Raw genomic sequence first — 13,480 nt, 5'->3', positions numbered from 1 at the left:
TATCAGCTCCTCTTCAGTTTTGGATCAAGCGCATCGCGCAGACCGTCGCCAACCAGATTGATCGCGAGAACCGTAATCAGGATAGCAAGACCCGGGAATGTAACAACCCACCATGCACGGGTGATAAATTCACGTGCTTCAGCAAGCATTGTACCCCACTCCGGTGTCGGTGGCTGTGCACCCATACCAAGAAAGCCCAGAGCAGCAGCATCAAGGATCGCATTGGAGAAGGACAAAGTGCCCTGTACGATCAGCGGTGCCATGCAATTCGGCAGAATGGTCTTGAACATCAGACGCAGACGGCTGGCACCGGCTAAGCGGGCAGCAATCACATATTCACGGTTCTTTTCCGCCATCACGGCTGCACGGGTTAGACGTGCAAAATGCGGCTGCAAAACAAGCGCGATAGCGATCATCGCATTCATCAGACCAGGTCCGAGAATTGCCACAAGAACCAGCGCCAGAATAAGCGAAGGGAAGGACAGGATGATGTCCATCACGCGCATGATGATTGTATCAACCACGCCGCCAAAGAAACCGGCGATCAGACCAACGGTCACACCGGAAACCAGCGACAGAACAACAACCACAAGACCGATAAACAGCGAATATTGCGAGCCGTAAATCAGACGGGACAGAACATCGCGGCCAACCGCATCTGTACCGAGCAGAAATGCGGCTTTACCGCCCTCTTGCCAGACCGGAGGGGTCAGCAATGCGTCACGATATTGCTGTGTCGCATCATGGGGAGCCAGCAAAGGTGCAAAAACAGCCACCAGAACCAGCGCTACGAAAACGATCAGGCCAAGAACCGCACCGCGGTTCACGCTGAAATAATACCAGAAATCGGCAAGCTGGCGTCGCAAAGACACATCAACTGACTTTTCCATTGGTACAGTAGAATTACTCATTGGAAGCCTCACTTATGCCGGATGCGCGGGTTGATTAAGCCATAAAGCAAATCAACAGCCAGATTAACGACCATCACAAGGATGGCGATCAGAAGCAAACCGCCCTGAACAGATGGATAGTCACGACGGAAAATACTGTCGATCATCCATTTACCGATCCCCGGCCAGGAGAAAATAGTTTCAGTCAGAATAGCACCGCCAAGCAAAACGCCGACCTGCAAACCGATTGTGGTAATAACCGGAATAAGCGCATTGCGCAGAGCATGCAGCCCGATAACACGACGCTGGCCAAGGCCTTTTGCGCGCGCTGTACGGACATAATCCTCACCCAAGACTTCAAGCATAGCCGAGCGGGTCTGACGTGCAATCACCGCCATCGGAATTGTTGCCAATACGACTGTCGGCAGGATCAGATGCGAAAGCGCAGAGGTAAAAGCCCCCTTCTGTCCCGACAGCAGACTGTCAATCAGCATAAAACCGGTAACCGGCGGGAAAAAATACATGAGTGAAATACGGCCGGAAACCGGTGTCCACTGTAAAATACCCGAAAACAGAATGATAAGCAGCAGGCCCCACCAGAAAATCGGCATGGAATAGCCGACCAGTGCTACGCCCATCGATGTCTGATCAAACCACGAACCGCGTTTAACCGCCGCGAAAACACCGGCAGGAATACCGATCAGAACCGCAAGCACAATAGCACACAGCGCCAGTTCGACTGTCGCCGGAAAAAGCGTGAAAAACTCGGTAATAACCGGTTTTTTGGTAACCATGGACATGCCGAAATCGCCGTGTAGCAAATTCCAGATATAATCCAGATATTGCTGCCACATCGGCTTGTCAAAACCGAACTGCTTCATCAGCTCCGCATGTCGCTCCGGCGATACGCCGCGCTCACCTGCCATCAGCAGGACCGGATCACCCGGCAAAACGCGTACGAAGCCGAAAGCAAGAATAGTGATGCCGAAAAATGTCGGTATCAGATAGGCAATTTTGCTTAAAATGAATCGTATCATGAATATAGCAAGACCGGGCGCTGAAATATTTCATCCAGCGCCCGGTCATTCTCCTTTTAAGAATTACTCGGAAATATCAACACCGTCGAAACGGTAATCACCGAGCGGGCTCATCTTAAAGCCCGTAACTTTGGCAGACATCGGCACATAAACTGTGGAATGTGCCAGTGTGTTCCAAGGAGCCTGCTCCTTGAAAATTACCTGTGCCTGCTCGTAAAGCTTAACGCGCTCTGCCTGATCGGAAGTCACTTTCGCCTTCTGGATCAGATCTTCAAATGGCTGGTAGCACCATTGTGCACGGTTGTTGCTGCCAACACCGGAACAGCCGAGCAGAACGCCGAGGAAGTTATCCGGATCACCATTATCACCGGTCCAGCCGAGGATAACCGCACCGTCACGATCCTTTTCGCCCGACTTCTTGAGATATTCACCCCATTCCATCGAAACGATTTCAGCTGTTACACCGACTTTGGCCAGATCGGCCTGCATCAGCTCAGCTGTACGACGTGCATTCGGCATATAAGGACGGCTTACAGGCATAGCCCAAAGCTTCATCTTCAGATCTTTAACGCCGGCAGCTTCCAGAGCCTTTTTCGAGGCTTCAGGATCATATTTGTCGTCTTCAATCGCGTTATTGTAACCCCACATTGTCGGCGGGATCGGGTTTTTGGCAACCTGACCGGAACCCTGGAACACGGCGTCAATGATCGCCTGCTTATTCACAGCCTGATTGAGTGCCTTACGCACTTCCGGCTTATCGAAAGGTGCAACAAGCGTATTATAGGCAAAATATGCAATATTCAGACCGGCCTGTTCATCAACCTTCAGATTGCTGTCAGCCTGCAGGCCTTTGATATCTGCCGGAGCCGGATAAGACATCAGATGGCATTCGCCGGCTTTCAGCTTCTGCGCACGAACTGCAGCATCGGTTGTGATTGCGAAAACCAGATCGTCGATTTTCTGCTTTTCACCCCAGTAATCAGGGTTCGCTTTGAAGCGGATAACCGCATCTTTCTGATAGGCTACAAAAGTAAACGCACCGGTACCCACTGGGAACTGGTTGAGGTTTTCTCTTTTACCATCTGCTTCCAGCTTGTCTGCATATTCTTTCGACATAATGGATACGAAAGGCATCGCAATATTGGCGAGGAATGGTGCTTCAGGACGTGTCAGCACGAATTTAACAGTATTATCGTCAACCTTGACGATATCCTTGATCAGCGTGCCCATTTCCATACTGTCGAAATATTCGTAGGAAATACCGGCAGTATACTGGTGCCAAGGATTGTCTTTGTTGCGCTGACGGTCGAATGAGAACAGAACGTCATCAGCATTGAAATCACGGGTCGGTGTAAAATAATCCGTTGTCTGGAATTTTACGCCCTTACGCAGATGGAATGTATATTCCAGACCATCTTCGGACACTTCCCATTTTTCAGCGAGACCTGGCTCAACAACAGTTGTGCCGTTCTCAAACTCAACCAGACGGTTATAAACCGGATGCGCAGACGCATCAAAAGTATCACCACCAGTGTAAGGTGCCGGATCAAATCCCTCCGGCGATGCCGGCGAGCAATATACCAGCGTCTTTGCGGATGCAGCGCCGGAAAAACCCGCCATCATGGCAGCGGTCAGCGCAGTCGCAGCAAGAAGTTTAGTGTGAAATTTCATTATAGGCCTCCACCCGATAACAAGCTGCAACGCCTCACGTCGCAGTCTGAGGCGTAAAGAAGCATTTTGCGCGGCAAAAAGGCAAGTTGAATTTACGTCTTGGTCAACGGCGCAGAAAAAATAATTCCGCTCCATAATTAGACATAAAAAATATATATTTGATTTTTAATGATAATTTCAGCTTTTCAACCGTTTCAATTTCACAAAGCACGCAGGATTTTTTTGTGATTAGCTGCTAGTAATCAGCCTGTTTGCGCCCGTTCCTGTCAGAATCGGAACAGTACCGGACGTTACGCAAGCTATTGATAGATCAGGACAAGACACGGAAAATGAGGCAGGATTATGAGTGAAAAGAAAGACGTCATTCAGCAGACAACAGAGGAAGCACGTGTACTCGCTGTTCAGCTGATTTCAAATGCTACTTACGGCTCACTCGCAGTGCTTGATCCGGCAACCGGTCGTCCGAGTGTAACACGCGTTGCAATCACCACTGATACGGATAACACGCCCCTGCTTCTGGCATCGGGCCTTGCCACCCATACACCGGCCTTGGATGCCAATCCTGTGTGTTCGCTTTTGCTTGGCGAACCTGCCGATAAAGGTGACCCGCTGGTTCATCCGCGCATTACCCTTGCCTGTTCAGCAGAGAAATTCATGCGTGGTCAGGAGGGATATCAGCGCCTGCGGGATCTGTTTCTCGAAAAACGCCCTAAAGTTAAACTTTATATTGATCTCGGAGATTTTGTTATTTTCCGCCTCAATGTGGAAAGTGCCGGTCTCAACGGTGGTTTCGGAAAAGCTTTCCATCTAAAAACCGAAGATATTATACTGCCACAATAAATATCGACGATTTCCCGCTGTCCAGCCTGCGACATTTGCGACTTATATAATAGTTTTTGAATGATACGGCGAAGCACAATCTGATTGAGCTTCGTCTTTTCTGCCTGTGTTTGACTTAGATTTTTTCTCTATCAATACTCTAAATTAACAAGATCACAAAAATGTGTACTTATTCAAAAGCCTGCTCATAAATTTTGAAATTCAACGATTATTTTTTTACAAAAGCGACCAATATTTATTATTAATATTTTAGTTTAAAATGACATTTTTAATATTTTAGCAACCGCTAAATATAAAATAAACAAATAATTTTGAAATCGATTTATCACTCCCTTAAAGAGTAATTATTCTGTACGTTTTAAAATAATTCTTGCAAATATCAATTCTATTGGTAGTTGTAATAGTGCGCTGATTTCTTTCTTATAAGCGCACTATCAAAATTGCTGTCATACGGGGGTAGGACTGCACATGAAACATGATAATATCTACGCAAATCTTGTCGATAACGCGGATCAGGCTGCCGACTTCCTGTCGGCTCTCGCCAACAATAAAAGGCTGCTGATCCTTTGCAAGCTGTTGCATAATGAAATGTCTGTGGGAAGTCTTGCAAAAGCAATCGACCTCAGCCAGTCTGCATTATCACAGCACCTTGCAAAACTGCGCGCACTCAATCTTGTTTCCACAAGACGGGACGCCCAGACAATCTACTATGTTGTTTCATCTCCGCATATTGAGCTGGTGCTTTCAACATTAGGCAGTCTGTATCTGGCACGCAGCGAGAAAAGACGGGAAGCGTTTGCTTAAACTAAACTGATGCATAATCAGACTAAATATAATTCCGTCATATTTATTAATGACTTAGCAGATAAGCGCCTCGGCGCTTATCTCAATATTAAAGAAAAAGACCTTACAGGGCGCGAGTCCCGCTTCATTGCAGAAGGCAAGGTCGTCTAACGCGTTCTGCTGAATTCATCGCAGTTTGAAGCTGAATCTCTTCTTATCACCGAAAACAAACTGGCCGGCCTTCAGGATATTTTGCCTCTGGTTCCGGATCACGTCCCTGTTTATGCAGTCTCACCATCCGATATGGATCAGATTGCGGGCTTCAATGTCCATCGTGGCATTCTCGCTGTCGGGAAAAGAAAAACCCTTCATAACATCCAGAATCTCATAGAGAATTTGCCGGATAATGCCCTTACCCTGATCCTTTGCGGCATATCCAACCATGACAATATCGGATCAATTTTCCGCAATGCCGCCGCCTTTGAAGCCAGTTGTGTAATGCTGGATGAAACATGCTGCGACCCGCTTTACCGTAAAGCAATCCGTGTTTCGGTCGGCGCAACATTACAAGTTCCCTATGCCCATAACGGCAAGATTGACGATATTGTAAAAACCGTTGCCGAAGCGGGCATCAACCTCATTGCACTGTCACCGCAAAGCCCGCAATCGCTCTATGATCTGCCTGTAAATGGGCGAACCGCGCTTTTGCTGGGCACTGAAGGCGAAGGACTGCCGCAGCATCTGCTTACCTCCCTGCAAAGCGCCCGCATTCCTATGTCCCGCCGGTTTGACAGCCTGAATGTAGCGACAGCCTCCGGCATCGCATTATCCTGCCTGAGCCGCGCAAATTTTGATTAAACTGCCTGATTTCAAACTGAAGCCGCTCGTTTCATGCCACCGGAAACAAACAAATCATTTCACTGCAACGCGGGCAATGCTGCAAAACCTCAGCATCAATTGACTGAACAGAATACTGGATACATACAACCTGAAATAGAATTATTAAATTCTAAATTATCAGTTCAATAAATCATCAAATATATGAATTTCAACACTCTTTTCCGGGTGAAAATCTAAGCTCAATTTTATTGATGAACCGTATCAATTCTGAAAATATTGGCTTCAGCTTCTGGCTGCTGCTCAAGTACCGTGTATTTCAGGAGTTTTTTGATGCCGGCTATATCAGATCAAAATGAAATGTTTATCTGACAGGTTATCGCAATCACAGGAGCGATGAATATATCCAAAACACAGCTTTGCAAGCATATATATTACGAAGAAAGAGCCTAGTACATAAATAATCCGGAGTAAACAAATGTATCATTCATCTGTTTACTCCGGATCATAGTCTTCAACACTCATATGCAGCTCAGGCTGCTGACACTGAGCCTGATGTCGCTCCTGCACCATTGCCGGTCAGTTCACGCAGCATTTTTTCGGCTTCCGGAGCACGTTCGGAACGGGCAATGAAACCACCGCCGAATACGCGCGCCGTATTGCTGTCGTCGGAATAGAGCACACAGGCCTGTCCCGGAGCGATACCGCTCTCACCATCAATCAGCTCAACCCAGGTCTGACCGTCCGCATGATGCAAAACAGCAGGCTTTGGCGGACGTGTTGAACGCACCTTGGCAAAGACTTCCATACCTTCCGCTGGCAGATCAGCAAGCGGACCGTCACCAAGCCAGTTCATATCACGCAGGAATACTTTATGTGTTTCAAGCGCTTCACGCGGGCCGACAATAACGCGCGCATGGGCAGCATCGAGATGCACAACATAAAGCGGTTCACCGGTCGCAATACCAATACCGCGGCGCTGGCCAACCGTATAATGAACAATACCGTCATGGTCACCCAAAACACGACCGTCAATATGCACGATATGGCCGCGTGTCGCCGCTTCCGGCTTCAGGCGTGAAATAATATCGGAATATTTGCCCTGCGGGACAAAGCAAATGTCCTGACTATCCTGCTTCTTGGCAACAGTCAGCCCCATTTCCTCAGCCATTTCACGAACCTGCGCTTTTGGCAGATTACCAAGCGGAAAGCGCAGATAGTCGATCTGCTCCTGCGTGGTGGCGAAAAGGAAGTAGCTCTGGTCGCGATCCGCATCAACTGGGCGGAATAGAGCTCTGTGAGCGCCGTTTGCACCGCTGCGGATATAGTGACCGGTCGCAAGCGCTGCCGCGCCCAGATCGCGCGCTGTGGCCAGCAGATCAGCAAATTTTACAGTCTGGTTACAGGCAACGCACGGGATCGGCGTTTCACCGCTCACATAGCTGTTGGCAAAAGGATTGATAACCGCTTCACGGAAGCGCGCTTCATAATCCAGTACATAATGCGGAATACCAAGGCTTTCGGAAACGCGGCGCGCATCTTCAATGTCCTGTCCTGCGCAGCAGGAACCGGCACGGTGCACGGCAGCGCCATGATCATAGAGCTGAAGGGTTACACCAACAACATCATAGCCTTCACGCTTGAGAATACCGGCAACAACCGAAGAATCAACGCCCCCTGACATTGCAACAACAATGCGCGTATCTTCCGGCTTTCCCGGCAAATCGAGGCTGTTCAGTTTCATGATTAGGTCCATATCCGGGGTCAAAACCCGATATCTTGCTTCAAATTCTCCCCTTATATAGGCCATTGTGACCCGCCTTGCCAAGATGCCGCAGGGCAAAGGAGATTTTTTAATAAAATATTTTGAGCTGAAAACGAGTAAAAAAGCCTCAAAACGGCTTAAATATGGCGTTTTCAAGCTCTTTCTACATAATCTTTAATGAAAATTATTATTTATTACCAGAGCCTTACCGAGTGCTTAGCTCTTTTTTAAAGCTGTGACGCTATCGTGAAGCGTGATTAGGTCCTTGAGTGTTGTGTAGAGAGTACAATGACCGATCTGGTAAGACCACGAGTAAAGTACGTCATCGGTCCGGACGGAAGTCCGCTCACCGTTGCTGATCTTCCGCCGTCGAATACACGGCGCTGGGTTATCCGCCGCAAGGCTGAAGTTGTTGCCGCAGTACGCGGCGGCCTCCTCAGTCTTGAGGAAGCCTGTCAGCGTTATACGCTGACAGTCGAAGAGTTTCTGTCTTGGCAGTTGTCCATCGACGAGCATGGTCTCGCCGGTTTGCGGACAACACGCATTCAACAATACAGACACTAATTTCATCTTCCCTCTTTAAAGGACTGATGAAAACAAAATAAGGATATGCCGTACGCGGCGCATTCTACAGATCAAGCCGGAGAGTTCTGCTCTCCGGCTTTCTTTGTTTTCAGGGGCTTAGAACGCCACGCCTCATTACCCCCCCTTCACCAACACCAGCCTGAAAAACAAAAAATGCATAATTCCTTAGACCGTGTGGTTTAAGGAATTATGCATTTGTAAAACTGAGACCTGTTGATCAAAACGCAGAGGCTGCGGTTCTCATCATGCCCGACGAAGCAGAACCGGTCAGATTTTGGTTATGATGAGACGAAAATGGTGATTTTCGAGCCCCGAAGCGGAGCGTACTTACAGTACGTGAGCATCGGAAGCGGAGAAAATTGCCATTTGCAGGCCATCAGAACCGAAATCTTTATCCGATCATGACGCGACGATCGTAGACCGGAGCCTCTTCAATCTCTTTGAGCTTGCCGTCACGGGTTTCGAGGGCTTCGGCGCGGGAGAGATCGGCTTCGGCTTCCAGAAGTTCGGCTTCGGCGGCTTCTTTCTGAGACATCAGATCGCGGATCGAATCAAAAAGATTGTCGCGGCGCTGACGGGCAGCTTTGGCAAAGGTCGGATAAGCAAAATGCGTGGTATCCGTAATCCCTGCTTTACGCTCTTCTGACTGGATTTGCGCATCAAGCTCACCGGCCATCCGCTCAAACTCGCCCATCATCAGGTCCAGCTGACCAATTTGCCGGCGCTTTTCTTTAACCTGAAACAGTTTCAGCCGGACAAGACTCTCACGTGGCTTCATACGCATTACTCCTTGAACACCAAGTTCCCAGGCAATTTTTCAACACTTGCTGCCTGCGACCACCCTCTACGCAAAGAAATCACTTAATTTCGAAACATAAAATTAAGATTTCGGGCTTTTGGTAACCATTCCTTTACGTACAGCGTTAATCATAGCCGTTAGGACTTAAGGCTAGGTAAATTAACTGTGTTTTTTCAGCAACATTAAAACTTTGAATCCAATGAGTCACTTATAACGATTTCTTAAACTAATTTGTTAAGAAATTTTTCGAGTGATTATCCTGTAAATTCAATTAGTTAACTGAAAATTCTATAAGACTCATATTTACTATTGCCAATGAGAATCATATTTTGTTAACCATTCGGTGGCAGACTTGGTTCAAAGCGAGTGCTGTTAGGCAATTAACTGCTGGATCAGGTTAAGCGGCGGAAAAAAGGATTCTGAAGATGCGCGTTCTTTTGATTGAAGACGATAGTGCAATCGCACAAAGCATCGAGTTGATGCTCAAGTCAGAGAGCTTCAATGTTTATACGACAGATCTGGGCGAAGAAGGCATCGATCTGGGTAAGCTCTATGACTATGATATCATTCTGCTCGATCTGAACTTGCCGGATATGTCAGGTTATGAAGTGCTGCGCACACTGCGCCTGTCCAAGGTAAAGACACCTATCCTCATCCTGTCCGGTATGGCTGGCATTGAAGATAAGGTTCGCGGCCTCGGTTTCGGCGCTGACGACTATATGACCAAACCTTTCCATAAAGATGAGCTGATTGCCCGTATTCACGCAATCGTTCGTCGCTCGAAAGGCCATGCACAGTCTGTTATCACCACCGGCGATCTGATCGTTAATCTGGATGCCAAGACTGTTGAAGTCGGCGGCCAGCGCGTTCACCTCACCGGCAAAGAATATCAGATGCTGGAGCTGCTCTCCCTGCGTAAGGGCACAACCCTGACCAAGGAAATGTTCCTCAACCACCTCTATGGTGGCATGGACGAACCGGAACTGAAAATCATCGACGTTTTCATCTGCAAATTGCGCAAGAAGCTCGATGCTGTTTCCGGCAGCCAGAACTATATTGAAACTGTCTGGGGTCGTGGCTATGTGCTGCGCGATCAGGACAGCATGGATCACCGCGAAATCGCATAAGTTCTTATGCAATTCAGGTTTCAAAAAGCCCCGCTTCAGCGGGGTTTTTTATTGCCCTGTGTCAGCAATATTAAAAAGCCGCGCAATTCAAAACTGCGCGGCTTTCAAATTTAACTGAGAGTCAGAGCTGATTAATCGTCAGCCAGTGTACCGGCATCGGCGGCGAGTGTGCCGTCATCGGCTTCAGGCACATCGCCCTGAAAAGCCGGTTCGACTTCTGCTTTCTGCGCACGGAAGACGATTTCTTCTTCGCTCACATCAATAATGATTTCCATACCGGCTTCCTGTGCCAGCAACAGCGTGTAGTAAGGCTGCACGGAATGCGCATCAATTGCCTCTTCCGGAATGATACCGTCGTGCAATTCCTTAAATTTCGGCGGAACGCGCAGCATACGGCCGCGTGTTTTGATGCTGATTTTCGGATCGGTTTCCGCATCTTCCAGCACCACATCCAGATTGCCGCCACGCGGAATGGAAGAAATACCGATCAGGATCAGGTTCAACAGCAGCTTCACCTGATTTTTAGGCAGGAAAGCGCGGTTGCCGGTCCAGGTAAATTCAGGCTTTTCATTCGCCATATAAGCGGTGGCAACATTTTGCGCATCACCGGTATCGATCTGCACTCCGGCAGAACCGGCAGCACCGAAAGCGATACGGGCAAATTGCAGACGGGCAGACGCATTACGCGCACTGGCAGCGATCAGCGCCATTGCATCTTCATCCGCACCGCCCTCTTCCAGCAATTCCAGACCATTATTAATCGCACCGACCGGTGAAATAATGTCATGGCAAATGCGGCTGCACAGCAATGCGCCGAGATCAACCGCGGAAAGAACAACAGGCAAGGACATTGATTGCATCTCCAAATTTCATATCTGCCTCCCGGCAGGCTTCGATCAAAGTTCCGGCTCAGCCTTGCGGGCAAAATCTGGCACATCGCAAAACGAATCACCGGAACATAAACTGATAACAGGACGCCATGGCATCCTTGTGCCGTGATTATGCGCCAATAGGCTTAATGATTACCAAATAACAGGACAAAAACAGCTTTAATGCTTTTTCATTAAGCCATTGAAAGGACAATTTTTCATATAAACAATTCGACAAGGTTTTTGACGCTACAATAAGGGTCATATCCGTGCGGAAGGCTATAAAAATCAAACAGCCGTTTCGCCAAACCACCGTATCCTGCTGTTCCGGCAAGATACATACCGGACAAAGCAGTCATCAGAATTGCTGCTCCGGACAGGGATTTAAACATGTGTAGCAATCATTTGCGCATGTTTGGAAATACGGACAACAGCGCCTGTTCAGGGTGCTCATTGTCCCGTCAGACAGAATGAGCCAAGCAGCCAGAAGGATTTTTTTATGGCTACCCTAAACCTGTCCTCTTTCCGTGTGCATATTGCCTCGGTCATAATAGGATTACTGGCTCTGATCAGCGTCATACCGCAGCAGGCCAAAGCCAATGAAGGCTTCAGCATGGAGGAAATTGTTGCCTCCGGCCACCGTTTCTTTGGCTCAACCTCAGGCGGCATTGCCTCCGCCATTGAAAAAGCGTTCCAGAGTTACGGCCTGCCAAACGGCTATATTCTGGGTGAAGAAGGTTCCGGCGCCTTTGTAGGCGGTCTCACTTACGGTGAAGGCACGCTCTACACCAAAAATGCCGGCGATCACAAAACCTACTGGCAGGGGCCTTCCCTTGGCTGGGATTTTGGAGGTCAGGGTTCGCGCGTTATGATGCTGGTTTACAATCTTGATGATGTAAACATGCTCTATGGCCGCTATGCGGGCGTTTCCGGCTCTGCCTATATTATTGCCGGTGCAGGTTTTAATGTGCTGAAGCGCGGCAATATTCTGCTGGTACCGATCCGTACCGGTGTCGGTGGCCGTCTCGGCGTCAATATCGGCTATCTTAAGCTGACACCAAGCGCGACATGGAATCCGTTCTGAGCGCAGACATATGACCGGAGAGAGAATTGGAAAATTCTCTCTTTTACAGGCGCATCCCGTATATTTTGCGGATCAGATACGCATTCAGTCAAAGGGACAGAGCAGTAATCCGGTTAAATCAGACCGGAATGCACTCTGAATGATTTAAATTTCATGCATTCATGTCATAATCTGAAAGCACCGGAGATCGGCAGATCGTGATACAATCCGTACTGGTTTTCCTGCTGGGCTTTTTATGCGCAGTCTTTCTGATTTTGCTGGCAGCGCCATTGTTCTGGCGACGCGCAAATTATCTGTGGCAAAAACAGATGAATGCCCAGCTGCCGCTTTCGCTGACAGCTATTGAAGCCGACAGGGATATGCTGCGTGCATCCCATGCCGTTGCGCTCCGTAAAGCGGAAATGCAAGCCTCGGAAATCCGCGAGAAGCACACTCAGGCATTGTTGAAAATCAGCACGGATCGTCATGAAATTGAGAAGATTCTGCCTTTGCAGCAGGAGCTTGAAATTGCCAGAATACAGCAGAAAGACGACCGGCAGACTTTAAACGCTGCGCAGGAGCAGATGAAAAAGCTTCAGCAGAAACAGCAGGCGTCCTTTGAGGAAAACGGCCGGATGCAACGTCAGAATGAAGCCCTGAGCCATCTCAGTGATACGCTGCGTGAAGAGGTCTCCCGTCGTGAAAGCGAAACAGACCGGTTGCGGCGTGAGGCAGGCGATCTGCGGCAGGAAAAGAAACAACTTAACAGCTTGAAGTCAGAACTGGCTTCTCAGGTGGCATCATTGAAAACATCTCTTGAAAGCGAGAAACAGCGTAATCAGGCGCTTGAGGAGAAACTGCATCGTCTGATTTCAGAACTCTCTGATGCGCAGGAAAAACTCGAACGACAGAGCAAAACCTTGCGCTCCGGCGAAAAATCCGCTGAAAATGAAAGCCGGACGCTGAGCGATGAAGATAACCAGCTGCGGGAAACCATCAGCGATCTCGCTGCTGAAATGGTTGCCAGAACAGCAGCTCAGGAAGGTGAAACCTCCCCTATCCACACATTACTGAAAGAGCCGGACACAGAACCGGCTGCTCCGGCCAAAAGCACCAAAAAAGCAAAAGCATCAAAACAAAAAAGTCTGGCCGGACGCATTAAAAAGATCACAGCCTGACATGAGAGCGTCGTGTGCCGGACCTGGCACACAGGT

The 13,480-nt window shown here is 48.6% G+C and carries 13 protein-coding genes and 1 pseudogene; 7 read left to right on the top strand and 7 right to left on the bottom strand.

Annotated features, from left to right (window positions below; all coding sequences use genetic code 11):
- Nucleotides 1–2: 2 nt before the first annotated feature.
- The 3 genes from JNC80_RS04975 to JNC80_RS04965 all read right to left on the bottom strand — a co-directional run bounded on the left by JNC80_RS04975 (nucleotide 3) and on the right by JNC80_RS04965 (nucleotide 3,598).
- Nucleotides 3–911: an ABC transporter permease subunit gene (locus tag JNC80_RS04975; protein WP_028233427.1), complete on the bottom strand. Its 909-nt coding sequence runs from the start codon at nucleotides 909–911 to the stop codon at nucleotides 3–5.
- An 8-nt stretch (nucleotides 912–919) separates the two neighbouring features.
- Nucleotides 920–1,927 (bottom strand): ABC transporter permease subunit, encoded by a 1,008-nt coding sequence (locus JNC80_RS04970; protein ID WP_022710096.1) that lies wholly within the window; start codon nucleotides 1,925–1,927, stop codon nucleotides 920–922.
- Nucleotides 1,928–1,990: 63 nt separating this feature from the next.
- Entirely contained in the window at nucleotides 1,991–3,598 is a 1,608-nt protein-coding gene (locus JNC80_RS04965; protein WP_376709694.1) for an ABC transporter substrate-binding protein, read from the bottom strand.
- A gap of 342 nt (nucleotides 3,599–3,940) precedes the next feature.
- Between JNC80_RS04965 and JNC80_RS04960 the strand changes: the two genes are divergently transcribed.
- The 3 genes from JNC80_RS04960 to JNC80_RS04950 all read left to right on the top strand — a co-directional run bounded on the left by JNC80_RS04960 (nucleotide 3,941) and on the right by JNC80_RS04950 (nucleotide 6,079).
- The gene (locus JNC80_RS04960) at nucleotides 3,941–4,438 is read left to right on the top strand and encodes a HugZ family pyridoxamine 5'-phosphate oxidase (protein WP_376709693.1); all 498 of its coding nucleotides are present in this window, start codon (nucleotides 3,941–3,943) and stop codon (nucleotides 4,436–4,438) included.
- A gap of 468 nt (nucleotides 4,439–4,906) precedes the next feature.
- Nucleotides 4,907–5,242 carry an ArsR/SmtB family transcription factor gene (locus tag JNC80_RS04955; protein WP_022710093.1) on the top strand — a complete coding sequence of 112 codons (336 nt, stop codon included), beginning with the start codon at nucleotides 4,907–4,909 and terminating at the stop codon, nucleotides 5,240–5,242.
- A gap of 156 nt (nucleotides 5,243–5,398) precedes the next feature.
- Nucleotides 5,399–6,079, top strand: a complete 681-nt coding sequence (locus JNC80_RS04950; protein ID WP_376709882.1) for a TrmH family RNA methyltransferase — start codon at nucleotides 5,399–5,401, stop codon at nucleotides 6,077–6,079.
- Nucleotides 6,080–6,590: 511 nt separating this feature from the next.
- Here the strand turns inward: JNC80_RS04950 and mnmA are convergent.
- The gene (gene mnmA, locus JNC80_RS04945) at nucleotides 6,591–7,802 is read right to left on the bottom strand and encodes a tRNA 2-thiouridine(34) synthase MnmA (RefSeq protein WP_175576091.1); all 1,212 of its coding nucleotides are present in this window, start codon (nucleotides 7,800–7,802) and stop codon (nucleotides 6,591–6,593) included.
- Nucleotides 7,803–8,111: 309 nt separating this feature from the next.
- Here mnmA and sciP point away from each other — a divergent pair, with 309 nt between their 5' ends.
- Nucleotides 8,112–8,387, top strand: coding sequence for a CtrA inhibitor SciP (sciP, locus tag JNC80_RS04940; protein ID WP_075655983.1), 276 nt, complete (start codon nucleotides 8,112–8,114; stop codon nucleotides 8,385–8,387).
- Between the two features lie 412 nt (nucleotides 8,388–8,799).
- On the opposite strand, the gene JNC80_RS04935 is transcribed toward sciP, so the two are convergent.
- Entirely contained in the window at nucleotides 8,800–9,186 is a 387-nt protein-coding gene (locus JNC80_RS04935) for a hypothetical protein (protein ID WP_022709453.1), read from the bottom strand.
- Between the two features lie 446 nt (nucleotides 9,187–9,632).
- On the opposite strand from JNC80_RS04935, the gene ctrA reads away from it, so the two are divergent.
- The gene (ctrA, locus tag JNC80_RS04930; RefSeq protein WP_022709454.1) at nucleotides 9,633–10,334 is read left to right on the top strand and encodes a response regulator transcription factor CtrA; all 702 of its coding nucleotides are present in this window, start codon (nucleotides 9,633–9,635) and stop codon (nucleotides 10,332–10,334) included.
- A gap of 224 nt (nucleotides 10,335–10,558) precedes the next feature.
- On the opposite strand, the pseudogene chpT reads toward ctrA, so the two are convergent.
- A pseudogene (gene chpT, locus JNC80_RS04925) lies at nucleotides 10,559–11,185 on the bottom strand (histidine phosphotransferase ChpT); the annotation flags it as partial.
- A gap of 236 nt (nucleotides 11,186–11,421) precedes the next feature.
- Entirely contained in the window at nucleotides 11,422–11,562 is a 141-nt protein-coding gene (locus JNC80_RS04920) for a hypothetical protein (protein ID WP_376709691.1), read from the bottom strand.
- A 140-nt stretch (nucleotides 11,563–11,702) separates the two neighbouring features.
- Between JNC80_RS04920 and JNC80_RS04915 the strand changes: the two genes are divergently transcribed.
- Nucleotides 11,703–12,287, top strand: coding sequence for a DUF1134 domain-containing protein (locus tag JNC80_RS04915; RefSeq protein WP_022709456.1), 585 nt, complete (start codon nucleotides 11,703–11,705; stop codon nucleotides 12,285–12,287).
- A gap of 197 nt (nucleotides 12,288–12,484) precedes the next feature.
- Entirely contained in the window at nucleotides 12,485–13,444 is a 960-nt protein-coding gene (locus tag JNC80_RS04910; RefSeq protein ID WP_376709689.1) for a coiled-coil domain-containing protein, read from the top strand.
- The last annotated feature ends 36 nt before the right edge of the window (nucleotides 13,445–13,480 follow it).

Source organism: Pseudochrobactrum lubricantis (assembly GCF_041929865.1).
GTDB lineage: Bacteria > Pseudomonadota > Alphaproteobacteria > Rhizobiales > Rhizobiaceae > Pseudochrobactrum > Pseudochrobactrum saccharolyticum.
Note: the sequence above shows the minus strand (reverse complement) of the source record. Positions and strands in the feature narration are given on the sequence as shown.

What these genes read in the sequence shown, in the direction of transcription:
- JNC80_RS04975 (WP_028233427.1), bottom strand. Translation starts at nt 911, where the DNA reads ATGAGTAATTCTACTGTACCAATGGAAAAGTCAGTTGATGTGTCTTTG.
- JNC80_RS04970 (WP_022710096.1), bottom strand. Translation starts at nt 1,927, where the DNA reads ATGATACGATTCATTTTAAGCAAAATTGCCTATCTGATACCGACATTT.
- JNC80_RS04965 (WP_376709694.1), bottom strand. Translation starts at nt 3,598, where the DNA reads ATGAAATTTCACACTAAACTTCTTGCTGCGACTGCGCTGACCGCTGCC.
- JNC80_RS04960 (WP_376709693.1), top strand. Translation starts at nt 3,941, where the DNA reads ATGAGTGAAAAGAAAGACGTCATTCAGCAGACAACAGAGGAAGCACGT.
- JNC80_RS04955 (WP_022710093.1), top strand. Translation starts at nt 4,907, where the DNA reads ATGAAACATGATAATATCTACGCAAATCTTGTCGATAACGCGGATCAG.
- mnmA (WP_175576091.1), bottom strand. Translation starts at nt 7,802, where the DNA reads ATGAAACTGAACAGCCTCGATTTGCCGGGAAAGCCGGAAGATACGCGC.
- sciP (WP_075655983.1), top strand. Translation starts at nt 8,112, where the DNA reads ATGACCGATCTGGTAAGACCACGAGTAAAGTACGTCATCGGTCCGGAC.
- JNC80_RS04935 (WP_022709453.1), bottom strand. Translation starts at nt 9,186, where the DNA reads ATGAAGCCACGTGAGAGTCTTGTCCGGCTGAAACTGTTTCAGGTTAAA.
- ctrA (WP_022709454.1), top strand. Translation starts at nt 9,633, where the DNA reads ATGCGCGTTCTTTTGATTGAAGACGATAGTGCAATCGCACAAAGCATC.
- JNC80_RS04920 (WP_376709691.1), bottom strand. Translation starts at nt 11,562, where the DNA reads ATGACTGCTTTGTCCGGTATGTATCTTGCCGGAACAGCAGGATACGGT.
- JNC80_RS04915 (WP_022709456.1), top strand. Translation starts at nt 11,703, where the DNA reads ATGGCTACCCTAAACCTGTCCTCTTTCCGTGTGCATATTGCCTCGGTC.